This window comes from Mycobacterium sp. TH-M116 (genome assembly GCF_057473685.1).
The window spans coordinates 1-24,787 of the sequence record NZ_JBYCLC010000191.1 but is presented as its reverse complement, the minus strand read 5'-3'; the positions used below and the strand labels follow the sequence as shown (position 1 = coordinate 24,787).

Sequence of the window (24,787 nt, the reverse complement as noted above, 5' to 3'; positions counted from 1 at the left end):
CGTGCCATGCAAACCGAAGGAGTGAGCATGGTCGAGATGCTGGAAAAGCCCGACGTCGGAGCGCATGTGCTGGCAGCGAAGAACCCGCTGCCGTATCGACGGCAGCTCAAGGCGGTGCGGTCCTACATCGATGGTCTCCAGTCGCTGGTGCGTGCCGGGGGCCCGATCACCCGGATCGTGCTCGGACCGAAATGGCTGGTACCGAACGTCGTGCTGATTTCCACCGCGCAAGGCGCCCGTGATCTGTTGGGCCGCACCGATGAGGTCTGTGACCGCGGGCGCACCCGGACGATGGTCGAGATGCATGCGCTGATGGGTGGCAACCTCCTGAATCTGCCGCACCAGCGGTGGCTACCGCGGCGACGCACGCTGCAGCCGCTGTTCACCAAGCACCACGTGTCCCGCTACGCCGGACATATGGCCGCGGCCGCGCAAGGCACCGCCGACGGGTGGGGCAGCGGCACGGTCGTGGACCTGGACGCCGAGTGCCGCAAGCTGACACTGCGGGCACTGGGGCGCTCGGTGCTCGGGATGGATCTCGATGAGCGCGCCGACGAGGTGGGACGTTCGCTGCGTGCCTCATTGGTATGGGTGGCCGATCGCGCGGCGCGGCCGGTGAACCCGCCGCGGTGGCTGCCCAACGGCGCGCAGCGCGCCGCGCGCCAAGCCAACGACACGCTGCACCGGCTGGCCGCTGAAATCCTGCACGCCGTGCGCATCGACACCGGCCGTGACGCCCCGTTGGTCCGTTCCCTCATCGAGGCGACCGATCCCGAGACCGGTCGGCCACTGACCGACGACGAGATCTGCCACGAGCTGGTGCTGTTCATGCTGGCGGGCCACGACACCACCTCGACGACGTTGACCTACGCTCTGTGGTCATTGGGGCATCACCGCGATATCCAGCAGCGGGTCCGCGCGGAGGTCAGTGCGTTGGGCGGGCGGGCGCTGACGCCAGACGATGTGTCCGCACTCGGGCTCACCGTGCGGGTATTGCATGAGGCGCTGCGGCTGTGTCCGCCTGCCGCGGGAACGATGCGTGCTCCCACCCGCGACATCGTGGTCGACGGTTACCGAGTGGAGGCAGACAGCTTTGCGATCGTGAGCTTTTACGCGCTGCACCGCGACCCGGCCCGGTGGCAGGATCCATTGCGTTTCGATCCCGACCGTTTCCTCCCGGAGCGGTCGGAAGGCCGAAGCCGTTGGCAGTACTTGCCGTTCGGCGGTGGACCGCGCTCTTGTATCGGCGATCACTTCGCGATGCTGGAGGCGACCCTCGCCCTGGCCACCATCGTCCGCGCCGCCGAAATCGAATCGCTGGACTCCGACTTCCCGCTGGACACGCCCTTCACGGTGGTCGCCGCGGGGCCCGTCCGGGCCCGGGTGCTGGCCTAGAAACCCACCAGTCGCGCGCTCGCCCACAGCGCGAGGACGGCCGCCAGCAGGGACGCGGGCACGGTGCACAGCCCGAGGCGGGTGTACTCCCCGGCACCGAATTCGACATCGTGGCGGCGCAGCACGCTGCGCCACAACAGGTTCGACAGCGAACCCACGTAGGTGAGGTTCGGGCCGATGTTGACCCCGAGCAGCACCGCCAGCACGGCGACCGGCCCGGCGGGCGCGACCAGCGGCAACAACACCAGCGTGGCCGGCAGGTTGTTGACGATGTTGGCCAGCACCGCGGCGACCGCGGCGATGGCCAGCAGCGCCGGCAGGCCCGAGCCGGACGGCAGCACCGTCGCCATGGCGGTGTCCACGCCGCTGAGCATGACCGCGCGAACGACCACGCCGAGCGCCAGCACGAACACCAGGAACGACACGCTTGCCGAGCCCACGATCTCGATCACCGAGGTGTGCCCGCGGCTGAGGCTGCGCACCGCGAGCACCGAAGCGCCGGCGACCGCCACCCAGGCTGGGGCCACTCCCACGTATTGCCCGAGCGCGAACCCGGCCAGCGTCAGCCCGACCACCACCAACACGAAAACCGGTGGCCGCGGCGCGGGTTCCCGCTCCGCGGGATGGGGCGTGATGCGAAGGTCTGCGGCGAAGAACCAGCGGAAGGCCACGTACACCACGGCGATGGTGACCAGCCAGGGCAGCGCCATCAGGAACGTGAATCTGGTGAACGAGATGTTGGCCACGTGAAAGGCGAGCAGATTTGTCAGGTTCGACACCGGAAGCAGCAGCGACGCGGCATTTGCCAGCGAAGCGGTGGCGTAGGCATAGGGGCGCACCGGCGTGCGCAGCAGGCGGACGCCGGCCAGTACCACCGGCGTCAGCAGAACCACGGTGGCGTCCAGGCTCAACACGGCGGTGACGGTCGCGGCGACGACGAACACCTGGCGCAGCAGCCCGTGCGAGCCGGCGCCCACCCGCGCGATCGCCGCACCTGCGGCCCGGAAGAGGCCCTCGTCGTCGCAGAGTTTGGCCAGCACCAGCACCGCTCCCAGGAAAGCCACCACACCGGACAGGTCGGCGACCTGCGCCGTCGCCTGATGAACCGAGATCGCGCCGGACGCCACCAGGATCACGGCCGCCGGAACCGCCGCAAGGGCCTCCGGCAGTCCCTTCGGGCGCGCCACGGCAAACCCGAGAACAACAGCAAGCAACAACAGCGCCAGGGCCAGTATCACGGTTCGATCCGCCTCACGCCCAGGGGTTCTCGCGCCGCCATACCGTGGGCAGGTGCAGTTCGACGCCGTCGGCTGTGGCCAGCTCGTCGAGAACGCGGAGGGACACGTCCACGTCGTCGCCCGCATAGGGCAGGGCCCGCAGCGGCTTGGACAGGGGACGGAAGAAGTCGTCCCAGTGGACAAGGATCACCCGGCGCGCGCCCACCGCTTGCACGGTCTGCGCCCAGTAGTCGGCCAGGTAGGACCTCGGCTGCAGGCCGAGTTGTCCGACGCTGAGATACACCGCGTCGGCGCGGTAGCCGGCCAGGGCGCCCGCGAGGAAGCCGGCGCTGCCCTGGATCAGCAGCCGCCGCTCGGTCGGCAGGTGGTGCACCAGCACCGACCACGCCTCACCGCAGCGATAGGCCGACGCCCGCACCGGCGGTCTCAGCGGCGCCCCGATCACACCGGGGAAGCGGTCGGGCGGGCAGTGCCGCGACTGGACCAGGGTGACCTCGAAGGCGCCCAACCGCATCGGTTCGCCGCCGACCGCGACGATCAGCCGGTTTTCGGGCAGGCCGTATCCCCGCCCGACGTTGGCCGCCGAACGGCCCCCGACCAGCTGCGCGCCGGTGCGGTCGGCGACCAGTGCGGAGTCCAGGACGTGGTCGATGTGGGTGTGGACCGCGATCACCGCCGCGAGCCGGGACACCTTGGCGCGGGCGAGGCAGCCGTCCACGCGCGCCGGTGACGGGGCCACCCTGCCGGCGGCGACCCGCGCCAGGCCGGGCCGCGAGAAATAGCCGTCGGTCATCAGCGCGGACGACCCGTCGTCGACCAGCAGCGTCGACACGCCCAGCCACGTCACCGAGAGCCCGGATCCGGCGGCGGGCACGTCGAACCGGTCCGCATACCGCGCGATATCGGGCCGGCCGAATCGCAGCCGCATCAGCAGAACGCCCTGATGTCGGCGCCGGCCGTCACGAGCCGGTCCCGCACTGAGGTCGCGATCTGCACCGCACCGGGCGAATCCCCGTGCACGCAAACCGATTCTACTTCGACGGCGATGCGGGCGCCGTCGACCGCGGTGACCTGCCCCGAGGTCACCATGCTCGCCACGCGCTCGGCGATCGCCGCCGGGTCGTCGAGTACCGCACCCCGTTCCCGGCGGGGGACCAGGCTGCCGTCCGGACGGTAGGCGCGGTCGGCGAACCCCTCGGCGACCGTGCGCAGGCCCAGGCGGGCCGCCTCGTCGAAAAACGCCGAACCCGCCATGCCCAGCACCGGCAGCCCGGCGTCCACCAGGTGTACCGCCGCGGCGACGGCGGCGGCCTGCTCACGGTTGGCGACGATCGTGTTGTACAGCGCGCCATGGGGTTTGACGTAGGACACCGTCGAACCGCACGCCTGGGCGATCGCCTGCAACGCGCCGATCTGGTAGACCACATCGGCGAGCAGTTCCTCGGCGTCGACGTCGATGAAGCGCCTGCCGAACCCGGCGAGGTCGCGGTAGCTCACCTGGGCACCGATGCGCACCCCGCGCTCGGCGGCCGACCGGCACACCTGCAGCAGGCCGGCGGGATCTCCCGCATGGAAACCACACGCCACGTTGGCGCTGGTGACGATCTCGAGCATCGCCTCGTCATCGCCGAGACGCCAGACACCGAAGCCCTCGCCCAGGTCGGCGTTCAGGTCGATTCCGGGCACCTGCCCAGCTTAGGGAAGCGGCGTACTCCGCCGTCGCCCGAGTAGCCGGCACAGCAGGTAGATCACGAACGAGATGGTGGCGACGAAGACCGAGACCGGGACGCCCGGTGCCAGCGACAGCACGATGCCCCCGACGGCGGAGACCTCGGCGAAGACCACCGAGACCGCGATCGCGGCGGCCGGCGAGGCGACCACCCGGGCGGCCGCGGCCGCCGGTGTGATGAGCAGCGCCATCACCAGCAGCGCCCCGACGATCTGGACCGCCTGGGCGGCCACCACGCCGACCAGTGCGGCGAACACCACGCCCAGGGCGCGCACCGGAACACCCCGCGCGGCCGCCACCTCCGGATCGACGGTGGCGAACAACAGCGGGCGGTAGCACGCCGCCAGCACGAGGGCGACGAGCAGGCACACCAGTGCCAGCATGGCCAGGCCGGTGTAGCCGACGCCGACGATCTGGCCGGTCAGCAACGCGAAACTGGTGCCGGTCCGTCCCGGGTAGAGGTAGATGAACAGCACCGCCAGCCCCATCCCGAACGCCAGCACCACGCCGATCACCGAATCGCGTTCCCGGGCGCGCTGGCCGAGGAAGCCGAACAGTGCGGCGGCCAAAGCGCTGCCGGCCAGCGCGCCCACGCCCACCTGGGCGCCGACCAGCAGCGCGAACGCGGCGCCGGTCAGCGACAATTCGCTGGATCCGTGCACGGCGAACGACATCTGGCGCATGACGATGAACGGGCCGATCAAGCCGGCCACCAGCCCCAGCAGGGCGGCCGCCAGCAGCGCCCGCTGGACGAAGTCGTGACTGAGCAGGTGGGCGGTGACATCGAAGGAGAACAGGTGGCCCAGCATGTCGGTGAGGCGGTGGTTCATCGTCGGTGCCCGTCGCCGGGCGCGGGCTCGCCGATCACCACGTAGCCGCCTTTGGCTTTCACGACCTCGATGTCGGCGCGGTACAGCGCCGAGAGTGTCTCGGTGGTCATCACCTGCTCGACGGTGCCGATCCCGAAGCGGCCGTCGACCAGGTACAACACCCGATCCACGTACGGCAGGATCGGATTGACCTCGTGGGTGACGACGATGACGGTGGTTGCGGCGTCCCGGCGGCGACGGTCGATCAGTGCCGCCACCAGCTTGGCGTTGGCCGGGTCCAGAGTCAGCAGCGGTTCGTCGCACAACAGCAGTGTCGGGTCGCTGACCAGGGCCTGCGCGATCCGCAGCCGCTGCAGCTCGCCGCCGGACAGCACGCCGACCCGAACGTCGGCCAGATGTTCGCCGTTGACCTGGCTCAGCGCGCGCTGGACCGCCGCCCGGCGACGGGCCCGCTCGGCGGACCGCAGTGGCGCCGGCCCCCAGCAACGCCCGTCCACGCCGAGCCGGACCAGGTCGCGCCCGCGCAGCATCACGTCGCTGTCGATCGGACGATGTTGCGGCACATATCCGATCCTGTCGCTGCCTGCGGTGACCGGCCGCCCGTCCACCAGCACCGCACCGCCACTGAGCGGCAGCTGCCCGAGCAGAACCTTGAGCAACGACGTCTTTCCGCTGCCGTTGGGGCCCAGCACCGCGATGAACTCGCCCGCGTGCACCGACAGGTCCAGGTGGTCCCACAGCGTCCGGTCGCCGAATGCCAGCCGGGCACCGGTCAGGCGGACCGTGGGCGTGGGGTCGTGGACGGCCGGGGCCGCTCCCCGGTTCACGGCGCCGTCGACCGGTTGGTGCGCAGGGCGGCGAGCAACTGGTTGACCGTGTTGCGTTGCCAGGCCAGGTAGTCGGTGTGGTCTGGGAGGGTCTCGGTCACCTCGGTCACCGGGATACCTGCGCGCTGTGCGGCGTGTTGCAGGCTGCTGATCGCGGGAGTCGACGTCTGCGGGTTGACCAGCAACGCCGCGACCTGGCGGTGCCCGATCAGGTCGAGGACGAACGCCATATCGGCCGGCGTGGGGTCGGTTTCGGTTTCGTTGGCCGCGGTGAACGCGGCCGGAGCACGATCCACCAGGCCCGTGGCGATCAGCAGGTAGTGCACCACCGGTTCGGTCGCGATCACCGCGGTGCCGGGATAGGTGCTGGCGATGGCGTGTTCGGCAATGGCGATGGCGTCGGCCGCACGGCAGAATTCGGCGGCGTTGGCACGGTAGTCGGCGGCATTGCCCGGGTCGATGGCCGCCAGCCGGTCGGCGACCGACGCGGCGACCGACTTGGCGACCTCCATGTCGTAGAAGACGTGCTCGTCGGGTGGCTGCCGACCGGGGGCGGCGGATGCCGCGAACGAGTAGGCGTCGACCGCCGCGATGCGCGGATGTCCGGCCAGCGCCTGGTTCACCCAGGGGTCATAACCGCCGCCGTTGTACACGACCACGGCGGCGTCGGCGATCGCCGCGGCATCCGAGGGGCTCAACCGGTATGCGTGGGGATCGGTGTCGGCGCCACTGAGGATGGAGACGACGGCGACATGGCGGCCCGCGACCGCCTGCGCGACGCTGCCCCACACGTCGGTGGACGCGACCACCATGTTCGCTCGCGGATGTGACGGATACGCGCACCCGGCGAGCGTGGTCGCGCCCGCGAGGGCAATCGACACGACCGACCGCCAGCGACGCCGCACGTCGACTCCTGCTCTGTGTGTCCCGTCGGCGCTCGCGCGTCTCCCAGGCTTCCGTCGCGGTCCGACCGGCCGCCTGGCAATACTAATGAAAACCGTTTCCATTACAAAGTGGGGGTGTACGCCGCCACGTGGGCGCCGCCGGCGATTCGCTGTAGCCTCACCGAACGTGAGCCCCACCCCGCGCCGGCGCGCGACCCTGGCCTCGGTGGCGGACGAACTCAAGATTTCGCGCACCACCGTCTCCAACGCCTTCAACCGGCCGGATCAACTCTCCGCAGACCTGCGTGAACGGGTGCTGGACGCGGCGAAGCGACTGGGCTACCCGGGACCCGACCCGGTCGCGCGATCGTTGCGCACGCGCAAAGCCGGTGCCGTCGGCCTGGTGATGGCCGAACCGCTGACGTATTTCTTCGGCGACCCGGCGGCCCGCGACCTGGTCGCCGGCGTCGCGCAATCCTGCGAGGAGTCGGGGCAGGGGCTGCTACTGGTGGCCGTCGGTCCGACTCGCAGCCCGCAGGAGGGTATCGCCGCGGTGCTTGCCGCCGGGGTGGACGGTTTCGTGGTGTATTCGGTCTCCGACGACGACCCCACCCTGCAGGTGGTGCTGCAGCGCCGCCTGCCCGTGGTGGTCGTGGATCAGCCGAAGGGCCTTTTCGGGGCGTCCCGGGTGGGCATCGACGACCGGTCGGCGATGCGCGAGCTCGCCGGGTACGTGGTGGGGCTGGGGCACCGCGAGATCGGGTTGCTGACCATGCGGCTGAGCCGCGACCGCCGGCAGGGCCTGGTGGACGCCGACCGGTTGCGTTCGCCGGCCTTCGACGTGCAGCGCGAACGCATCCTCGGCGTATGGGAGGCGATGACCGACGCGGATCTCGATCCTGAGTCGCTGACCGTGGTGGAAAGCTACGAGCACCTGCCCGAGTCGGGTGGCGACGCCGCCCGGGTGGCGCTCAAGGCCAATCCGCGGATCACCGCGCTGATGTGCACCGCGGATGTGCTGGCTCTGTCGGCCATGGATTACCTGCGGGCGCAAGGCATCTACGTGCCCGGCCAGATCAGCGTCACCGGGTTCGACGGGGTACCCGAGGCGATCAGCCGGGGTTTGACCACGGTGCTGCAGCCGAGCCTGCGCAAGGGCCGGCGCGCCGGCGAACTGCTGCTGCGGCCGCCGCGGTCGGGGCTGCCGGTCGTCGAACTGCTGGACACCGAGCTGGCCCGGGGACGGACCGCCGGACCGCCCGGCTAGGACTGCTGTTCGGTGTCGCCGATCAGCAGTCGCACCGCCAGGTCGAGCCGCTTGCTGACGTCGGTCGCCGAGGCGCGCCGGGTGAGCCACGCCAACAGGTTCGACAGCCAGACGTCGGAGATGACGCGGGCGATGTGGTACTGGTCCTCGGTGGGTTCGCCGTCGGCCATTGCGCGCGCGAACATGGAGTCGATGAGCTTCTCGACCTGGTCGACCTCGCTACTGGCGGACGCGTCGGCGAAGACGTAGGCGCGGGTCATGGCCTCGGTGAGCAGCGGGTTTCGCTGCATCGCTCGATTGAGCTTGCCGATCATGAAGTTCAGCCGCTGGAACGGAGTAGCACCGGCCACTGCGGAGCGGTCGGTCTTGGCGTCGATCCGGCTGAATTCCCGGCCCAGCGCCGACACCAGCAGATGCACCTTCGACGGGAAGTATCGGTACAGCGTCCCCACCGCGACGTCGGCGCGGTCCGCCACCGCGCGCATCTGGACCGCCTCGTAGCCGCCCTTGGATGCGATGGCCATGGTGGCGTCGAGAATGCGCTTGCGGCGTTCCCGCTGCGCCTCCGAACCGAGTTCGGACTCGGCCAGAACCGCCACGTTCACGACCTCGCGCGGCTGCGAGTCGAAGACGCGGTCCGAGTTCGTGTCGGCTGGCATCTGCGGGATTTCTCCTTTTGTGGGCGGCCCGCTTGCAAACGATACGCACGCTGAGTGTGAATTTCCCACCTCCATACCGCCGGGACGACCAGATGTACTGCTGTGACGCAGTTTTACTTGACGGTCGATCGCTGGCACTATTAGAACACGTTCTAGTCCGGTCGCGACCGGATTCTTCAGGCCGAAACACGACACGGAGGGCTCACCCGTGGCACCGACCGTCACCGACGAGAAGTTCGCGGCGCGCGCGCTGGTGCGCGACTGGGTCCGCAACGCCGGGTCGGGTGCGGGCAGCACCGCGGCCATCCGTGCCGTCGAGCAGGGTAGCGCCGACGCCTGGCGCCCGGTGTTCGCGGGTCTCGCCGACCTGGGCATCTTCGGCGTGGCCGTCGCCGAGGAATACGGGGGAGCGGGCGGGTGCATCGAAGACCTGTGCGCGATGGTCGAGGAAGCGGCCAAGGCTCTGGTGCCCGGGCCGGTCGCGACCACCGCGCTGGCCACGCTGGTCGTCACGGACCCCGACATGCTTGCCGCGCTGACGTGCGGTGAACGTTTCGCGGGGCTGGCGCTGCACGGCGACGTGCGGTTTGACGGCGGGCGCGTGTCGGGCACGCTGCCCTGGGCGCTCGGCGCCGCTCCGGGCGGCGTGCTGCTGCTCCCGGCGGGGGACAGGTGGCTGCTGATCGACACCGGCGCTGGCGGCGTGCGGCTCGAGCCGTTGCGGGCCACCGACTTCTCCCGGCCGCTGGCCAGGGTCGAGCTGACGTCGGTGCCGTTCACCGTGCTCGAGGTGCCGCAGGGTCGCGTCCGCGAACTGGCCGCGACGGTCCTGGCCTCCGAGCTGGCCGGTGTAACCCGCTGGTCGCTGGACACCGCGGTCGCCTACGCCAAGGTGCGCGAGCAATTCGGCAAGCCGATCGGCAGCTTCCAGGCCGTCAAGCACCTGTGCGCGGAGATGCTGTGCCGCGCCGAGCAGGCCGAGGTGGCCGCCGCCGACGCCGCGTGCGCCGCCGCGGACCCCGATCAGGCTCAGTTCTCGATCGCGGCAGCCGTCGCGGCGAGCGCGGGCATCGCCGCCGCCACGGCGAACGTCAGGGACTGCATCCAGGTGCTGGGGGGCATCGGCTGCACCTGGGAACACGACGCGCACCTGTATCTGCGCCGGGCCCACAGCACCGCACGGTTGCTGGGCGGACCGCACAGCGGTGCCGAACACTGGCTGCGCCGCATCACCGAACTGACCCAGGACGGTGTGCGACGCCGGCTGGGTATCGACCTCGCCGATGTCGAGGTTCTGCGACCGCAGATCGCCGCGGCCGTCGCCGAGGTTGCCGCACTGCCCTCCGACCGGCGCCAGGTGGCGTTGGCGGAGGCGGGCTTACAGGCACCGCACTGGCCGGCGCCCTACGGGCGCGGTGCAACCCCGGCCGAACAGCTGCTGATCGACCAGGAGATGGCGGCGGCCGGCGTCGTCCGACCAGACCTGGTGATCGGGTGGTGGGCGGCGCCGACGATCCTCGAGCACGGCACGCGGGGGCAGATCGAACGCTTCGTGCCGGCCACCACCCGCGGCGACGTCCTCTGGTGCCAACTGTTCTCCGAGCCGGGTGCCGGATCGGACTTGGCTTCGCTGCGCACCAAGGCGGTGCGGACCGATGGCGGCTGGCTGCTGACCGGGCAGAAGGTGTGGACGTCGGCGGCGCACAAGGCGCACTGGGGCGTGTGCCTGGCGCGTACCGATCCGGACGCCCCGAAACACAAGGGCATCACCTACTTCCTGGTGGACATGAAATCTCCGGGTATCGAGATCCGGCCGCTGCGCGAGATCACCGGCGACTCGCTGTTCAACGAGGTTTTCCTGGACGACGTGTTCGTGCCCGACGAGCTCGTGGTCGGCGCCGTCAACGACGGTTGGCGGCTGGCCCGGACCACGCTGGCCAACGAGCGAGTCGCCATGGCCGCCGGGACCGCACTGGGCAATCCGATGGAAGAGCTCCTCGAGGTGCTGGCCGAGCTCGATCTCGACGCGGCGCAGCAGGACCGGCTGGCGCGTCTCCTCGTCCTCGCCCAGACGGGTTCGCTGCTGGACCAGCGAATCGCCCAGCTCGCCGTGGGCGGACAGGACCCCGGGGCCCAGTCCAGCGTGCGCAAGCTGATCGGGGTGCGCTATCGGCAGGCGCTGGCCGACTACATGATGGACGTCAGCGAGGGCGGCGGACTGGTCCACAACCAGGCGGTGTTCGACTTTCTCAACACCCGCTGCCTGACCATCGCCGGCGGGACCGAGCAGATCCTGCTCACCGTCGCCGCCGAGCGGCTTCTGGGCCTGCCGCGCTAGCGTCGCGATCCCGTCGCACTCAGGAGAAGGTCGTCTGCGCGCAGGTGCTGGGCGAGGTGATGTTGACTCCGGGGTAGACGACCTGCATGTGGGTGCAGACGATGACGTGGACGTCGGTCCTGGGTTGGCCGGTCGACCAGTCGGTGGAGTCGATGCGACCGGTCGTCTGGTACTTGTCCGGCGGTCCCTCACCGGAATAGACGTCGGTGATCTCGTCGGTGCCCATCGCTTTCATGACCCGCTCGTTCGGGCCGTTGGCGTGGGCGTCGAGGTAGGCCATCCGGTTCGGGGACCGGATCTCGGTGGTCTGGCGGGCCCACAGGCCGGGCGGGAAGCCGGTGACGCCGTCGGGCGTGAGCACGTCGGCACCGGCGGTGAAGTCGCAGTGCCCGTCGGACTTGACGCAGTTGAGGAAGGTGTGGGTCTCGAGCTGGTCGGGGCCGTCCAGGGGGAACAGGGTGGTGGCGGTGTTGCTCGCCGCGTTGGCGAACGGGGCGAACGTGAGCGCGGCTCCGACGACCGCGGATCCCGTCGCCACCACCACAACCAGCACAACCGGCACCACCAGCCGCTTCATGTGTGTCCTTCCCGGGTTGCTGATTCCAGGGTCAATGTAGCTCTGCGACTATTCGTCGTAGGTGACTTCCACCGAATCGGATCCCGGGCGGGACTGGCAGGCCAGGATGAGTCCCTCGTCGAGATCCTGCTGCTCGAGGACGTCGTTGACCTCCATGTCGACCTTGCCGGCGCGCAGGGTGCAGGCGCACGCCCCGCAGTGGCCCTCCCGGCAGGAGAACGGTGCGTCCAGTCCCGCGGCGAGCAACACGTCGAGCAGCTTGGCGTTGCGCGGCCACGACACGGTGTGTGTTCGGCCGTCGAGTTCGACCACGGCGGTGGCCGGCGGCCCCCCGTCGTCGGGGCCCTCACCGGTGTCGAGCGTGACCGCGGCGAACGGGTCGGAGTCCAGCGATCTGAACACCTCGATGTGGATCTGCCGCGCGGGCACGTGCAGCGCGTCGAGGGCCGCACGAGCCGCGTCCATGAACGGGCCCGGTCCGCAGATGAACGCGGGCCGGTCGGTGAAGGGGGCGGCAATCCTGGCCAGCGCAGGCGCGCCGGGCATCCCCTGCAGCGTTTCGAGCCAGTGCACCACCGTGAGGCGGTCGGGATACTTGCCGGCCAGCTCGCGTAGCGCCTGGGCGAAGATCACCGAGCGGTCGTCGCGGTTGGCGTAGACCAGCGCGACCTGCCCGCTGCCCTCGGCGAGGGCAGACTTGCAGATGGACATGATCGGCGTGATGCCGCTGCCGGCGGCCAGCAGCAGGAAGTCGTCGTCAAGTGTCCTGGGAACGAAATTGCCCGACGGCGCCAGGGCATGAATCCGCATGCCTGTGTGGGCGTGGTCGCACAGCCAGTTGGACGCATATCCGTCTGCGGTCCGTTTGACGGTGACCACCAGCGCGTCGTCGGTGAACGGCGAGCTGCACAACGAGTAGCAGCGGGCCACGGAGCCGGTGCGGTCACTGGGGACGCGCAGCGTCAGGAACTGGCCGGGCGCATAGCTCAGCCGCTCCGGCGGGATGCTCGAGCCCTCCGGCGTCGTGAACACCAGTGACCGCGCATCGCCGGTCTCCTCGACGACCTCGGCGATCTGCAGCTCGAGGACATGGTCACCGAGTGGCTCGTCGAGATTGGTCTCGGGCACGACCCCTCCTCCGTCTCGTCGCAACTAGAACATGTTATAGAAAAGTCGATTCGTATCGCTACCAGCCGCAGGAATACCGTGCTCGACACGAATCGGAACGTGTTCTAATCTCTGGGGTAGGTCCACTGCGTAAGTTTGGCTCAGGAGGCACCCCAAGTGACGTCCATTCAACAGCGTGATGCGCAGTCGGTTGTGGCCGGCATCGACGATCTGCTCCCGCGGATTCGGGAGCGTGCGCAGGCGACGGAGGACTTGCGGCGACTGCCCGCCGAGACCGTGCAGGAGCTTCAGGACGTCGGTTTCTTCAGCCTGTTGCAGCCCGAGCAGTGGGGCGGGTTGCAGTGCGACCCCACGATGTTCTACGAGGCGGTCCGCCGGTTGGCGAGCGCGTGCGGTTCCACCGGTTGGGTGGCATCGATCATCGGCGTGCACAACTGGCATCTCGCGTTGTTCGACCAGCAGGCCCAGGAAGACGTGTGGGGCGAGGATCCCGGCGTACGGGTCTCGTCGTCCTACGCCCCGATGGGCGCCGGAGTGGTGGCCGACGGCGGATATCTGGTCAACGGCTCGTGGAATTGGTCCTCGGGCTGTGACCATGCGACGTGGGCCTTTTTGGGCGGCCCGGTGATCAAGGACGGCCGGCCGGTGGACTTCGGCAGCTTTTTGATCCCGATCAGCGACTACCACATCGATGACGTGTGGCATGTCGTCGGGTTGCGCGGCACCGGGAGCAACACTGTCGTGGTCAAGGACGTCTTCGTCCCGCGGCACCGGTTTCTGTCCTACCGGGCGATGAACGACGGCACGGCGGGCGGATACCGGTCCAACACCGCCGCGGTATACAAGATGCCCTGGGGCACAATGCATCCCACCACCATTTCAGCGCCCATCGTGGGGATGGCCTACGGCGCCTACGACGCGCACGTGGAGCACCAGGGCAAGCGGGTGCGTGCGGCGTTCGCCGGGGAGAAGGCCAAGGACGACCCGTTCGCGAAAGTCCGCATCGCCGAGGCGGCCAGCGACATCGACGCCGCCTGGCGCCAGCTGATCGGCAATGTCGGCGACGAGTACGCGCTGTTGGCAGCGGGCAGGGAGATCCCGTTCGAGCTGCGCGCCCGCGCCCGCCGCGACCAGGTCCGCGCCACGGGCCGTTCGATCGCCTCCATCGACCGGCTGTTCGAGGCTTCCGGTGCGACGGCACTGGCCAATGACGCTCCGATCCAACGGTTCTGGCGCGACGCGCACGCCGGCCGCGTGCACGCCGCCAACGACCCCGAGCGGGCGTACGTGATCTTCGGCAACAACGAGTTCGGCTTACCTCCCGGCGATACCATGGTCTAGCCCATGACCGGCACGGGAGAAGTTCGACGCGTTCAACAAGCCGGCCGCTGATTTCCTGGGAGGCGTGTGATGAGCATCCGGTCGCTGGGCTATCTGCGCATCGGGGCCACCGACATGGCGTCCTGGCGCGAGTACGGCCTCAAAATCCTCGGCATGGTCGAGGGCAGTGGTGCAGGAGAGGGGGCGCTGTATCTGCGCATGGACGATTTTCCCGCTCGGCTGGTGATCGTGCCCGCCGATCAGGACCGGCTGCTGGAGTCCGGGTGGGAGTGCGCCAACGCCGAGGGCCTGCAGGCGATCCGCAATCGCCTCGATATGGAGGGGGTGCCCTACAAGGAAGCCACCGCTGCCGAGCTGGCGGACCGCCGGGTGGCCGAGATGATCCGGTTTTCCGACCCGTCCGGCAACTGCCTGGAGGTGTTCCACGGCGTTGCTTGCGAGCATCGCCGCGTGGTCAGCCCGTACGGCCACCGGTTCGTCACCGGGGAGCAGGGGCTGGGGCATGTGGTGTTGTCCACCCGCGACGACGCCGAGGCCTTGCACTTCTACCGCGACGTGCTCGGGTTCACCTTGCGCGACTCGATGCGGATGCCGCCCCAGCTGGTGGGCCGGCCCGCCGACGGAGCGCCCGCCTGGCTGCGCTTCTTCGGCTGCAACTCGCGCCACCACAGCCTGGCCTTCCTGCCATTGCCGACGCCGAGTGGCATCGTGCACCTGATGATGGAGGTGGAGAACGCCGACGATGTGGGCCTGTGCCTGGACCGGGCCCTGCGCCGCAAGGCGCCCATGTCGGCAACTCTGGGCCGCCACGTCAACGATCTCATGCTGTCTTTCTACATGAAGACTCCCGGTGGATTCGACGTCGAGTTCGGTTGTGAGGGAAGGCAAGTCGACGAACGTGACTGGGTCGCCCGGGAAAGCACCGCGGTGAGCCTGTGGGGTCACGACTTCACGGTCGGGATGAGCGGCTGACCCGGGGCTGATTGTGTCGGACTTCATCGATCCACTCGCCTTCCGGCAGGTGCTGGGCCAGTTCTGCACCGGGATCACCATCATCACCACGGTGCACGACGAGGCGCCGGTCGGCTTCGCCTGCCAGTCCTTCGCGGCGCTCTCACTGGACCCGCCGCTGGTGCTGTTCTGCCCGACCAGGGTGTCGCGATCCTTCCAGGCCATCGAGGCCAGTGGCCGTTTCTGCGTCAACGTGCTGACCGAGAAGCAAAAGCACGTCTCCGCCCGATTCGGTTCCAAAGAGCCGGAGAAGTTCGCCGGGATCGGCTGGCGGCCTTCAGAACTCGGCTCGCCGATCATCGAGGGGTCGTTGGCCTACATCGACTGCACGGTGGCATCCGTTCACGACGGCGGCGATCACTTCGTGGTGTTCGGTGCCGTCCGATCGCTGTCGGAGGAACCCAAGATCACGCCGCGGCCGCTGCTGTTCTACCGCGGCGAGTACACCGGAATCGAGCCCGACAAGACGACTCCGGCCCAATGGCGTGACGACCTGGAAGCCTTTCTCACCACCACGACCGAGGACACGTGGCTGTGAAGCGCTTGCGCGATCAGACGCCGGCGCGCATCGATCAGGCCTACCGCCCCGGCGTCGGGGCCGGCTCTGGTGCCGCGGGCGGCGCACCGGGCACGGGCGGGGTGGGTTGATCCGGCCCCGCCGGGCGGCTGCCTGTCTTCGGCCCGATATCGGACACCTGCCAGCCGTCGGCGACCTTGTTGACCGTGACCTGGAGCAGGATCAGTGACTCACGCGGCTTCGGATTCTGCATGTTGCGCGTCGTCTGAGCCGCCGATACCACCACCTGGTAAACCTGCCCCGGCTGGGCGACGGCGTCCGTCGCGAGCACCTCACCGGTCGACGTGACCTGCGCCTGCACCATGACGGCCTTGAGGATGTCGGTGGCGTTGACGTATTTGTCCTTGAGGCTCTGCGAGACGCCGGTTTCCACCGAGCGGAAGAAAGCGTCGGGGTCCTGGAAGCTGTAGTTCAACGATTTCATCGCATAGTCCCTGGCCAGCTTCGCTGCGGCGGCACGGTCGGAGTCGGCTTGCCGCAGGGCGGCCAGTTCGTCGGACGTGCTGCGGTACTTGAGGTACCCGACGACCCCGGCCGCGATGGCGACCCCGGCGGCAAGAACGGCGACCCAGCGCCCCGGCCACCCCGGGCGCCCCCCGCGCAGCAAGCCGCGCCTATCGGCTTCCGCCGCTTCGGTTTCTGCCGCACCGGCGTCGGTGACTCTGTTCTTGGCTTTCTTCTTGCCCTTTTTGCTTTTCTTTTCCTTTTTCTCGGCGTTCGGTGGTGGTTTGCCTTTCGTCTGCCCCGCTTCCTCGACGAGATCGACCGTGTCCGAGACAGACTGCTCGGCATACTCCCGGCCTTCGGTCTGGTCTTCGTCGACTTCTGCGACGTCGCGGTCCTCGTCCTCGTCTTGGGTTGGGTCGGCCATGTCGTCCCCATCGATTGAGCGGCCAGTCAACGTCGATCCTCCACTATGGTCTGTCGGGCACACTCACCCGCACCCGAACTCCGCCGGCATCGTTGAAGGTCGACTGCCAGAAGTTGATCCAGTGCCCCGCGTCGATCCTGTATTGGCGCAGCGGTGCGGTCGCCGGCTCCAACACTGTCGCGAACGTGCTCAGCGGGCCGGACAGAACGTCGAGGTAGTCGTTGACGTTGGAGACCAGCGTGGGTACCGCGGCGCCGGGCGCGAAAGTTCCGTCCGCGGCGCGCGAATATTCATCGAGGTTGCGAATCAGCATGGTCAACGCCGTCAGTGCGCCCGGCGCCAATGGAGCGGCTTCGTTGAGGCGCGCGCCGGCGTGTACGGCGCCGAGGTCGTCGCTGAGCGTCGCGACATTGCTGAACAGCGTCGCGACCAGCCGCCGGTTCTCCAACTCCATTCGCGACACCAAACCCGCCGTGGTGGCCAGTGAGTCCAGCGTCGCGTCGTTACCGGCGAACGTCTCGGACACGGCGGTGACGACTCCTTGGACGTCAGTCGGATTGATCACTGTGAGCAAGGCGTTGGCTTTCGCCAGCAAATCGCTCACCGTAACCGAGGGGGCAACCCGTCCGGCAGGTATCACCGCGCCATCGCTGAAGTACGGCGGTGCAATGAGTTTCGGCTTGAAGTCGATGTACTGTTCGCCCACCAGGGAGAGGTTCTGTACGCTGATCGCGCTGTCAACGGGAACCGGATGCCCGCGATCGAGCTCGATCGACACCCGCAGTCCAGTTGGCGTGGTATGGACTCCGGTCACCTTGCCTACCTGAATGCCGCGCATTGTCACCTGCGATGTGGGCAACAGTCCGCCCGACTTGTCCAACAGCAGGGTGACCCGGGTTTGTTGTTCGGTCGGCTTGAGCTTGAGCACTCCGAAGGACAAATACCCCACACCCAGCACCGTCATGATCGCCAGGATCACCAGGGTCGTTGTTGCGTTCAACTTCACGGCAGCATCCCCATCGTTCGCATCGCCGAAACAACTCCGTCAGCTCTGTGCGCGGGATCTGCGCCCGCGTTGACCTGTTGCTGATGAACCTGGGAAACGCTGAATTTCGGCCCGCCATTGCCGAAAAACGGAATGAGCTTGTCGCGGATCAGCGCATCCAGTTTGTCGGCATTGGCTTGCACCGTGGTGTCAGCGCTCCCGACCGAACCGACGAACGGGGTCAGGTAGGAGAGCATGTGGATCAGGTCTGGGGTGATGGGCACCAGCAAGTCGTCGCCGCCTCGTCCCAGATCCTGCAGATACACCAGAAGCTGAATGACGTTCGGTAGCACTGCGGACATCGCATCGAGCCGCGCCGGACCGTCGGCCATCAGCCGGTCCAGGACGGGGGTGTCGTGGATCAGCGTCCGGGTCACACTCTGGGTGCTGGCAAGAATCTCATCGACCGCTTCCTGGTTCACCGCCAGGTCGTGCAGCACCGACGCCAGCTTGCGCCGGATCCGGTCTTGCTCGCCCGGGTCCTTCGGAAAGGCTTTGTTGAAGCTGACCACCGTGTCCTGCAGGGTGTTCAATGTGCCGCCGGTGACCAGGTTCGAGACGCCTCGCAATATGTCTTCGACGTTGTCGGCCGGGACGGTGTTCTTCAGCGGAATGACATCGCCGTTGTGCAGGGATGCCGGTGCGGGATTGTCCGGTGGCATCAGAGCGATGTAGATGTCGCCCAAGACGGTCGCCTGGCGGAGTTCGGCGCGGGTGTTCTGCGGCAGCGTGATGCTCTTCGAGATGTCGACGTGGGCGACCGCTGTGTTTCCGACCAGCTGCACTCGGTCCAGGACACCGACGCGTACCCCGCCGAAGTCCACTTTCGCCCTGGCCGGCAGGTTCAACACGCTGGAGAACTCTATTTTCACCCGGTACGTTTGGCCCGCGACAAACGAACCTGGTACCGGCAGCCTGCTCGGGTCCAATGAGCATGCCGCCGTCAGGGCGACCACGACGGCGATCAGCAGTGTGCCCGGCAGCGTGCCGCGCGCGCGCACCGTACGTCGGATCATCGCAACGCGTCCCCCATGATGAGATCGGTGAGCCCCAACGTGGCCTGATCCGAGTTGGTACCCGGCGCACAGGCCGCGTCGGTGCCGGGGGTGTTCCGCTTCCGCAGCACCGAGCAGATGTCATCGTGCCCCGAGGGCGAAACACCGCCGCTTGGCGGAATATACGTGACATCGTTGGTGCCCCAGGACGGCTGGTATTGCATCGCAACCCAGTCCATCACCGGTGGCAGCGCGTTGACGGCACCGATGATGGTCGGGGTGTAGACGTTGAGGATGTCCCTGACCCAGGGCACCAGTTTGTCGGTGATGTTGTTGTAGACCCGGGGCGCGAACCTGTTCAGGGCGTCGACCAGGATCGGCAGGGCGTGCGCGAGATAGTGCAGCGACATCCCGAAGCCGTCCGCCAACCCTTCGATCATGGTGAGTGTTGTGGGCAGTGACCCGAGCACCGCGGCCACGCTGTCCCAGTGCGCCACCAGCGTCGAGGTGAGCAGTTCGCCGTTGTGAATGAGTTCCCTGGCGCCCGAGTCCATCTGGTGGGGGTCGCCGATGATGGCAACGAGGTCGCGCAGCGTCTGGTTGAGCTGCGGCCCGGTGCCCTCCAGCGCGCGACTGAGCGCTCCGAGGGTGTCATTGATTGCGATTGCGCCCGACGAATGCGCCGGATCCTTTCCGTCGGACCCCACCAGGGCGTCGATGAGTTTGTTTGCCGCGGTGAAGGTTTCGCTGGCCCCGAGTGGAGTCTTGGTGGATTTCAGCGTGATGCATTGCGGGCCGGTGAATTTGGGGCCGCTTGTGTAGGCCTTGGTGAGTTCGATGTGTCGGTCGGTGACGATCGACTGCGAGTAGGTGACCGCGCCGACGTCGGCCGGCAGATCGATGTCCTTGGAAACGGTGAAGTCGACCTGAACGTGATCTGGCTCGTTGGTGATCGCGGTCACCGAGCCGACCTCGACGCCGAGTAACTGCACTTTGTTACCGGGATAGAGCCCCGTGGCATCGGTGAATTCGGCACACAGTGCCCGACGATCGTTGCCGTCGGGCAGCACGAACGTGAAGCCGATCACGCTGGCGGCGGCGATGACCGCGATCACGATCGCGGCGATGACGATGCGCTTGTTCTTCATGTCAACACTGCTTCATCTCAACACTGCCTCGCCATGTTGGGCAGGCAGAGGTCCTGCCCGGGTGTCACCCGGCGACTCTCGTCCACGACGACACCGTTTCCGCTCAGCATCGGAACGACGATGTTGAGGATCTGGCCGACGCCGTTGGCGGCTTGGCCGATACGGTCGGGGTGGGTGAACAACGTGTCGAAGATGTCGTCGATACCGTTGACGCTGGGCGCTACCTCGCGACCGTAGAAAACCATGATGCGGTCCACGATGCGGGTGAGCTCTTTGAGCAATGTGAAGAACTCGATGATATCGACGGACTTCGTGGTGTAGCGCGTCCCGACCAAGGCGAGCTGGTCGATCAAGCCGATGAGTTGCCGGCGCTCACCGGCGAGGGCGCCCACGGCATCGTTGACGAATCCCAGCCCACGATGCAAGTCGTTGTTCATCGTGGACAGATACCTTGTCAGCTCGGTGGCGGACTTCAGGGTGTCGCGCACTGCATCGGGATATTTGTCCAAGGCGCCGGCGACCTGTGTGAAGGTGTCGTGCAGGACCTGGCCGTTGACATCCCTCACCAGTGGCGTCACCGCCTGGAGCAGGTCAGTGGTCTCAAACGGCGCCTTCACGTGCGACGGCGGGATCACGTTGTGGCCCAATGGTTGCGCCCCCTCAGGATGGAGGGCGATGTAGTGGCCGCCGACAGGGGTCAGCAGCCTGATGTCGAGCGTGGAGTCCGAACCGACGGGCACCGATCGCTTGACCTCGAAGGTGATCTCGACGATATTGCGGTCCAGGCGCACGCCGGTGACTTTGCCCACGCCGACACCGGCGATCCGGATTTCGTCGCCACCGCGGAGGCCGCCGGAAGTTCCGGCATGTGCGGTATAGCTGTGCTCATCGAGCGGGTTGATGTAAGCTGCCGCGCTGACGAGCACGGCCAGCGCGATGACGACGATGCCGATCAGGCCATTTCGGCGACTACGTGCCGCCGCGGCGCGGTCGTCGAGCGCGCGGGCAGGGGTTCGCCCGATGCGGCTGAAGAACGTACTCTCAGGTCGGTTGGGCATCAGTTGCACACCACCAGATCCTGTTGCGCGAACGACACCGCACCGATACCGGGCAGGTGGACTTCGCCGTGCGAGCAGGCAAAGGTCGGGGCAGCGCGCCGATCATCGACGAGCGTGTCACGCAGCCCCTGGACCAGCGACGGCACCAGCGAAAGACCGGCGACGACGGTCGGCGTCTGGGGAAACGTCCGGGTCAGCACCTCGTAGAGCGGCACGGTTGATCCGTCGAAAATCCCTTCGGCGTATTGCAGTGTGTGCACCAGGCTGCGCATCAAAGGCAATTCCAGGTCAATCGAAGCGCGAAAGTCCTCCGCCTTGGCCGTGAACGACGCCAGCAATCCGTTGAGCGAGTCGATCAGACGGAACAGCTGCTGGGACTTACCGCCCATGTCTACCGATATCTCGCTGAGATTGCGAACAAGCATGGTGATGGCGGCTTGTCGGTTGACGGCATACTTGGTGATGGTGTCGAGATCGTGCAGCACCGGACCAAGTCCCGAGCCGTCGCCTTGAATCAACCGCAACAGGTTCTCCCCCAACTGGTTGACCTGAGCGGCGTCGAGTGAGTCGAAGACCGGTTTGAATCCGTTGAACAGCTTGGTGATATCGAACGACGGAATGGTCTGCCCGATCGGAATGTCAGTCCCCGGCGCCAACCGCTCGCCCCCGGCGTCCGGTTGGACCAGCTCTAGATAACGCTGGCCCAGCAGGCTCTGAAAGCGCACGGCAACAACGGTGTTCCGATATACCGGCTGGTTGTTCAGCGTGGTGAAGTCGACCTTCGCCGTATGGCCATCCAGTCGGATTCCCTCGACTTTGCCCACCTGTACTCCGGCAATGCGGACGTCGTTGCCGGCGTCCAGCCCCGACACGTCGGTGAAGGTCGCCGAGTAGTGCGTGACGGGCCCGCTGACCGGATTGCGCAACGCGGTGAGCAGCAGGATCGCGGCCATTGTGGCGGCCACCGCGAACAACGCCAGCCAAAACACCGAGCTTGAGACTCTTCTCATCCGTCACCGCCTGCGTGTGATGTTCCCGGAACGGGATTCAACAGGACTTCGGTGCGCAGCCGGACCTGACCGTCGACAACGGGGAACGCCGTGCTGGTTCGGTCGATCAGGCTGGACAGCCTGTCGTAGTCCGGTGCCAGACTGCCCGCCGCGTACGCGCCCGGAATCGCGACGTTCATGATGGCGCCGGCCAAGTGGGTGAGCCACGGGTTGTTACGCACCAGGATCTGCCCGACGTCTCCCAAGAGTTGCCCGGTCTGGCTCATCACCAGGTTGGTGCGGTCGGGGCCACCCGGCGAAAGCAGGAAGTTCATCGCGTCAATCAGATCCGGGGTCTGATCAATCACCGGAACGACCCGACTGACACCGTTCAACAGTGGCGTGAAAACCGAAAGCGATTGTGAGATGACGAGCGCCTGCGAGTCGGCCAGGTTTTTGGTGACATCCAGTACGGCCTTGACCGCCGGTTCGAAAAGATCGGTGTGCCGGCGCAGCACGTCGATGACGTGGTTGAGTTCGGGCGTATCCAAGATGCGGGCCAGCCGCTGTCCCTCGTGCAGCAATTCGGTGATCGACGCCGCCTGCGAGTCCGTGCGCACCACCAACGTCTGACCCGGGCGCAGTGGGGGGCCCTTGCCGGCGCTGACAAGTTCAACCTCGGTGGTGCCGAACAGGTTTGACGACGTGAACCGGGCAACAGTGTCCGCGGTCAGTGCCTTGGCCTGCTGCGGTTCGAGCAGCACCGTCATTCGCTGCTGGTTGTATCCGATGGATTCCAGCTTCTTCACCGACCCGATGGCCATGCCGTGGAACTTGACTTCTGCACCGGGCGCCAAGCCCTCACCGATGGTATTGGCGATCACGGTCAGCGTGAACGTGTCGTCGTACGCGCCGGTGGCGGCCCGGTACATCAGCGTGCCCGACAGGGCCAGAACCGCGGCGACAATCAGCCCACGCAGGCGCAGCGTGTTCGCACTGGGCACCCGTGACTTTCTCTTACGACCTTTCAGCACAAACATCTACCTACCCCGACAGCTTCAGGCCGGCATTGTTGCCCCAGAACAGCAGTGTGAGGAACATGTCTGAGATGACGACGGTGATCAGGCTGGCGCGGATCGCGCGGCCGGAGGCCCTGCCGACGCCCTCCGCGCCACCGCTGGCGTAATAACCCTCATAGCAGTGGATGGCGATGATGAAGATGACGAAAACGACCGCCTTGATCGCCGAGAACACCACGTCCGAAGGCTGGATGAAGGTGTCGAAGTAGTGCGAGTAGGTGCCGGACGCCTGATGCAGGCTGACCACCAACGCGCAGGCCCCGTAGCTCAGGGCCAGGGTGAACAGATACAACGGAACGATGACGATCAGGCCGGCGAGGACCCGGGTGGTCACCACGTACGGGATGGACGGGATGCCCTGGACCTCCAGCGCGTCGATTTCGTCGGCGATTCCCATGGCGCCGATTTCGGCAGTCATCCGGGTGGCGGCCTGCGCCCCGAAGCCGATGGCCGCGATCATCGGAGCCATCTCCCGGGTGTTCGCGTAGGCCGAAATGAACCCGGTGAGCGGCCCCATGCCCACCATGTCCAGCGTGGCGTACCCGACCACCCCGACTGTGCCACCGATCGCGATCCCCATGAACACCAGCACGCCGATGGTGCCGCCACCGACGACGACCGAGCCATTGCCCCAGAGCATGTCGACCAAAATCACCCCGGTCTGTCTCCGGTAGCGGGTGGCGGTTTTCGGAATCGCGGCCACCACTTGAGCAAGGAAGGTGGCCTGGTGTCCGAGGCGTTCGAATAGCGAGGCACCCGCGTAGGCGGCTGACCTCACGCCCCGCAGCGGCGTGCCCAGCCCCAGAGGTGAATACCGGGAGGGGGTAGCCATCAGCCCACCTTCGTCGGCATGAACATGCTGACAAGCACGGTGATCACCAGGTTGAGCATGAAGACCGTGACCACGCCGAGAACGACTGCCGCGTTGACCGCGTCGGCCACCTCTCGCGGGCCGCCCTTTTTGGTCTCCAACCCGCGTTGGCAGGCAATCAGGATCACGATCATGCCGAAGATCCAGGTCTTGAGCAGCGCCACGACGACGTCACCAACCGTTGCATACGCCCCGAACGAGGCGATGTAGCTGCCGGGGGTGCCACCCTGGTAGGCCACGTTGACAAAGTAGCCCGCCGACAGACCCATGAAGATGAGAAACATGCACAGCAACGGCGCCAACAGGAGGATCGCCGCCAGCCGGGGGGTGACGAGCCGTTGCACCGGATCAATGCCCATCACGCGAAGCGCGTCGACCTCGTCGCGGATGCTGCGAGAACCGAGATCGGTGGTCATCGCCGAGCTGGCCGCGCCGCCGAGCAGCAGTGCCGCTATGATCGGCGCCGCCTGTCCGATCACGCCGAGGCCGCCCACCGCGCCGGAGATCGATGTCGCGCCCACCTGCTGGATGAGGTTGCCCACCTGCACCGCGATGATGACGCCGAACGGGATCGAGATCAGCATTGCCGGTACCGCGGTCACGCCCACGACGAATGACGCCTGGCTGAGGGTGTCTCGCCACGGATGACGCAGCCGGACCAGGTCGACGATCAGATACAGCAGGGACTGCCCGGCCAGCTCGAAAAAGCGGCCGATGGTCTGCAAACTGCGATCGCCGCGTCGCAGGGAGGCCCGTCCCGGCTTGGCCAACGCAGCAAAGGCACTGCGGAAGCCACGAAGGCGGTCGACTGGGTTTGCGGGTTGCGGTGATTGCGCCGCAGGTTCGGTATCGACGATTTGACTCAACAGCGCCTCCCCCGTCACAGGTCCCGCGGCGGCCGTCCGGACACCTTTGCAGCCGGGCCCTTCG

At 67.3% G+C, this 24,787-nt stretch carries 24 protein-coding genes; 6 read left to right on the top strand and 18 right to left on the bottom strand.

Features of this window, described 5'->3' with window-relative positions:
* The first annotated feature begins 27 nt into the window (after window positions 1-27).
* Window positions 28-1,395, top strand: a complete 1,368-nt coding sequence (locus AC2VOK_RS09640) for a cytochrome P450 (protein ID WP_428900274.1) — start codon at window positions 28-30, stop codon at window positions 1,393-1,395.
* Here AC2VOK_RS09640 and AC2VOK_RS09635 read toward each other — a convergent pair.
* The 6 genes from AC2VOK_RS09635 to AC2VOK_RS09610 are packed head-to-tail and all read right to left on the bottom strand — an operon-like array spanning window position 1,392 to window position 6,924.
* Window positions 1,392-2,633 (bottom strand): SLC13 family permease, encoded by a 1,242-nt coding sequence (locus AC2VOK_RS09635; RefSeq protein ID WP_428900273.1) that lies wholly within the window; start codon window positions 2,631-2,633, stop codon window positions 1,392-1,394. The genes AC2VOK_RS09640 and AC2VOK_RS09635 overlap by 4 nt on opposite strands.
* A 13-nt stretch (window positions 2,634-2,646) precedes the next feature.
* Window positions 2,647-3,561, bottom strand: coding sequence for an MBL fold metallo-hydrolase (locus AC2VOK_RS09630; protein WP_428900272.1), 915 nt, complete (start codon window positions 3,559-3,561; stop codon window positions 2,647-2,649).
* Complete coding sequence (locus tag AC2VOK_RS09625) at window positions 3,561-4,319, bottom strand: LamB/YcsF family protein (protein WP_428900271.1); 759 nt, start codon at window positions 4,317-4,319, stop codon at window positions 3,561-3,563. Before AC2VOK_RS09625 ends, AC2VOK_RS09630 begins: the two co-directional genes overlap by 1 nt.
* Window positions 4,320-4,328: 9 nt before the next feature.
* Window positions 4,329-5,192, bottom strand: coding sequence for a metal ABC transporter permease (locus tag AC2VOK_RS09620; RefSeq protein WP_428900270.1), 864 nt, complete (start codon window positions 5,190-5,192; stop codon window positions 4,329-4,331).
* Window positions 5,189-6,019 (bottom strand): metal ABC transporter ATP-binding protein, encoded by an 831-nt coding sequence (locus AC2VOK_RS09615; RefSeq protein ID WP_428900269.1) that lies wholly within the window; start codon window positions 6,017-6,019, stop codon window positions 5,189-5,191. The genes AC2VOK_RS09620 and AC2VOK_RS09615 overlap by 4 nt, the downstream gene beginning before the upstream one ends.
* Complete coding sequence (locus AC2VOK_RS09610) at window positions 6,016-6,924, bottom strand: metal ABC transporter solute-binding protein, Zn/Mn family (RefSeq protein ID WP_428900268.1); 909 nt, start codon at window positions 6,922-6,924, stop codon at window positions 6,016-6,018. Before AC2VOK_RS09610 ends, AC2VOK_RS09615 begins: the two co-directional genes overlap by 4 nt.
* A gap of 166 nt (window positions 6,925-7,090) precedes the next feature.
* Between AC2VOK_RS09610 and AC2VOK_RS09605 the strand changes: the two genes are divergently transcribed.
* Window positions 7,091-8,170 carry an Rv3575c family transcriptional regulator gene (locus tag AC2VOK_RS09605; RefSeq protein ID WP_428900267.1) on the top strand — a complete coding sequence of 360 codons (1,080 nt, stop codon included), beginning with the start codon at window positions 7,091-7,093 and terminating at the stop codon, window positions 8,168-8,170.
* On the opposite strand, the gene kstR is transcribed toward AC2VOK_RS09605, so the two are convergent.
* On the bottom strand, window positions 8,167-8,769 hold the full coding sequence (gene kstR, locus AC2VOK_RS09600; RefSeq protein WP_428900280.1) for a cholesterol catabolism transcriptional regulator KstR: 603 nt from the start codon (window positions 8,767-8,769) through the stop codon (window positions 8,167-8,169). The genes AC2VOK_RS09605 and kstR overlap by 4 nt on opposite strands.
* A gap of 268 nt (window positions 8,770-9,037) precedes the next feature.
* Here kstR and AC2VOK_RS09595 point away from each other — a divergent pair, with 268 nt between their 5' ends.
* Window positions 9,038-11,167, top strand: a complete 2,130-nt coding sequence (locus tag AC2VOK_RS09595) for an acyl-CoA dehydrogenase family protein (protein WP_428900266.1) — start codon at window positions 9,038-9,040, stop codon at window positions 11,165-11,167.
* A gap of 19 nt (window positions 11,168-11,186) precedes the next feature.
* On the opposite strand, the gene AC2VOK_RS09590 is transcribed toward AC2VOK_RS09595, so the two are convergent.
* Window positions 11,187-11,744 carry a hypothetical protein gene (locus AC2VOK_RS09590; RefSeq protein ID WP_428900265.1) on the bottom strand — a complete coding sequence of 186 codons (558 nt, stop codon included), beginning with the start codon at window positions 11,742-11,744 and terminating at the stop codon, window positions 11,187-11,189.
* Between the two features lie 48 nt (window positions 11,745-11,792).
* Window positions 11,793-12,872 (bottom strand): 2Fe-2S iron-sulfur cluster-binding protein, encoded by a 1,080-nt coding sequence (locus AC2VOK_RS09585; protein WP_428900264.1) that lies wholly within the window; start codon window positions 12,870-12,872, stop codon window positions 11,793-11,795.
* Between the two features lie 156 nt (window positions 12,873-13,028).
* On the opposite strand from AC2VOK_RS09585, the gene hsaA reads away from it, so the two are divergent.
* From hsaA to hsaB, 3 genes are all read left to right on the top strand, one after another.
* Complete coding sequence (gene hsaA / locus AC2VOK_RS09580; protein ID WP_428900263.1) at window positions 13,029-14,213, top strand: 3-hydroxy-9,10-secoandrosta-1,3,5(10)-triene-9,17-dione monooxygenase oxygenase subunit; 1,185 nt, start codon at window positions 13,029-13,031, stop codon at window positions 14,211-14,213.
* A gap of 69 nt (window positions 14,214-14,282) precedes the next feature.
* Window positions 14,283-15,185 (top strand): iron-dependent extradiol dioxygenase HsaC, encoded by a 903-nt coding sequence (gene hsaC / locus AC2VOK_RS09575; protein ID WP_428900262.1) that lies wholly within the window; start codon window positions 14,283-14,285, stop codon window positions 15,183-15,185.
* A 13-nt stretch (window positions 15,186-15,198) separates the two neighbouring features.
* The gene (hsaB, locus tag AC2VOK_RS09570; RefSeq protein WP_428900261.1) at window positions 15,199-15,762 is read left to right on the top strand and encodes a 3-hydroxy-9,10-secoandrosta-1,3,5(10)-triene-9,17-dione monooxygenase reductase subunit; all 564 of its coding nucleotides are present in this window, start codon (window positions 15,199-15,201) and stop codon (window positions 15,760-15,762) included.
* 40 nt (window positions 15,763-15,802) lie between these two features.
* On the opposite strand, the gene AC2VOK_RS09565 is transcribed toward hsaB, so the two are convergent.
* The 9 genes from AC2VOK_RS09565 to AC2VOK_RS09525 are packed head-to-tail and all read right to left on the bottom strand — an operon-like array spanning window position 15,803 to window position 24,627.
* The gene (locus tag AC2VOK_RS09565) at window positions 15,803-16,672 is read right to left on the bottom strand and encodes a hypothetical protein (protein WP_428900260.1); all 870 of its coding nucleotides are present in this window, start codon (window positions 16,670-16,672) and stop codon (window positions 15,803-15,805) included.
* Between the two features lie 43 nt (window positions 16,673-16,715).
* Window positions 16,716-17,678 (bottom strand): MlaD family protein, encoded by a 963-nt coding sequence (locus AC2VOK_RS09560; protein ID WP_428900259.1) that lies wholly within the window; start codon window positions 17,676-17,678, stop codon window positions 16,716-16,718.
* Window positions 17,675-18,733: an MlaD family protein gene (locus AC2VOK_RS09555; RefSeq protein WP_428900258.1), complete on the bottom strand. Its 1,059-nt coding sequence runs from the start codon at window positions 18,731-18,733 to the stop codon at window positions 17,675-17,677. Before AC2VOK_RS09555 ends, AC2VOK_RS09560 begins: the two co-directional genes overlap by 4 nt.
* A complete protein-coding gene (locus AC2VOK_RS09550) occupies window positions 18,730-19,860 on the bottom strand; it encodes an MlaD family protein (protein ID WP_428900257.1) in 1,131 nt (376 codons plus the stop codon). Before AC2VOK_RS09550 ends, AC2VOK_RS09555 begins: the two co-directional genes overlap by 4 nt.
* Window positions 19,861-19,877: 17 nt before the next feature.
* A complete protein-coding gene (locus AC2VOK_RS09545; RefSeq protein WP_428900256.1) occupies window positions 19,878-20,918 on the bottom strand; it encodes an MlaD family protein in 1,041 nt (346 codons plus the stop codon).
* Window positions 20,918-21,928, bottom strand: a complete 1,011-nt coding sequence (locus AC2VOK_RS09540) for an MlaD family protein (RefSeq protein WP_428900255.1) — start codon at window positions 21,926-21,928, stop codon at window positions 20,918-20,920. The genes AC2VOK_RS09545 and AC2VOK_RS09540 overlap by 1 nt, the downstream gene beginning before the upstream one ends.
* Window positions 21,925-22,911, bottom strand: a complete 987-nt coding sequence (locus AC2VOK_RS09535; RefSeq protein WP_428900254.1) for an MlaD family protein — start codon at window positions 22,909-22,911, stop codon at window positions 21,925-21,927. Before AC2VOK_RS09535 ends, AC2VOK_RS09540 begins: the two co-directional genes overlap by 4 nt.
* A gap of 40 nt (window positions 22,912-22,951) precedes the next feature.
* Complete coding sequence (locus tag AC2VOK_RS09530) at window positions 22,952-23,818, bottom strand: ABC transporter permease (protein ID WP_428900253.1); 867 nt, start codon at window positions 23,816-23,818, stop codon at window positions 22,952-22,954.
* A complete protein-coding gene (locus AC2VOK_RS09525) occupies window positions 23,818-24,627 on the bottom strand; it encodes an MlaE family ABC transporter permease (protein WP_428900279.1) in 810 nt (269 codons plus the stop codon). The genes AC2VOK_RS09530 and AC2VOK_RS09525 overlap by 1 nt, the downstream gene beginning before the upstream one ends.
* Window positions 24,628-24,787: the final 160 nt, after the last annotated feature.

What these genes read in the sequence shown, in the direction of transcription:
- AC2VOK_RS09630 (WP_428900272.1), bottom strand. Translation starts at nt 3,561, where the DNA reads ATGCGGCTGCGATTCGGCCGGCCCGATATCGCGCGGTATGCGGACCGG.
- AC2VOK_RS09555 (WP_428900258.1), bottom strand. Translation starts at nt 18,733, where the DNA reads ATGATCCGACGTACGGTGCGCGCGCGCGGCACGCTGCCGGGCACACTG.
- AC2VOK_RS09545 (WP_428900256.1), bottom strand. Translation starts at nt 20,918, where the DNA reads ATGCCCAACCGACCTGAGAGTACGTTCTTCAGCCGCATCGGGCGAACC.
- AC2VOK_RS09565 (WP_428900260.1), bottom strand. Translation starts at nt 16,672, where the DNA reads ATGGCCGACCCAACCCAAGACGAGGACGAGGACCGCGACGTCGCAGAA.
- AC2VOK_RS09550 (WP_428900257.1), bottom strand. Translation starts at nt 19,860, where the DNA reads ATGAAGAACAAGCGCATCGTCATCGCCGCGATCGTGATCGCGGTCATC.
- AC2VOK_RS09640 (WP_428900274.1), top strand. Translation starts at nt 28, where the DNA reads ATGGTCGAGATGCTGGAAAAGCCCGACGTCGGAGCGCATGTGCTGGCA.
- hsaC (WP_428900262.1), top strand. Translation starts at nt 14,283, where the DNA reads ATGAGCATCCGGTCGCTGGGCTATCTGCGCATCGGGGCCACCGACATG.
- AC2VOK_RS09530 (WP_428900253.1), bottom strand. Translation starts at nt 23,818, where the DNA reads ATGGCTACCCCCTCCCGGTATTCACCTCTGGGGCTGGGCACGCCGCTG.
- AC2VOK_RS09590 (WP_428900265.1), bottom strand. Translation starts at nt 11,744, where the DNA reads ATGAAGCGGCTGGTGGTGCCGGTTGTGCTGGTTGTGGTGGTGGCGACG.
- AC2VOK_RS09540 (WP_428900255.1), bottom strand. Translation starts at nt 21,928, where the DNA reads ATGAGAAGAGTCTCAAGCTCGGTGTTTTGGCTGGCGTTGTTCGCGGTG.
- AC2VOK_RS09620 (WP_428900270.1), bottom strand. Translation starts at nt 5,192, where the DNA reads ATGAACCACCGCCTCACCGACATGCTGGGCCACCTGTTCTCCTTCGAT.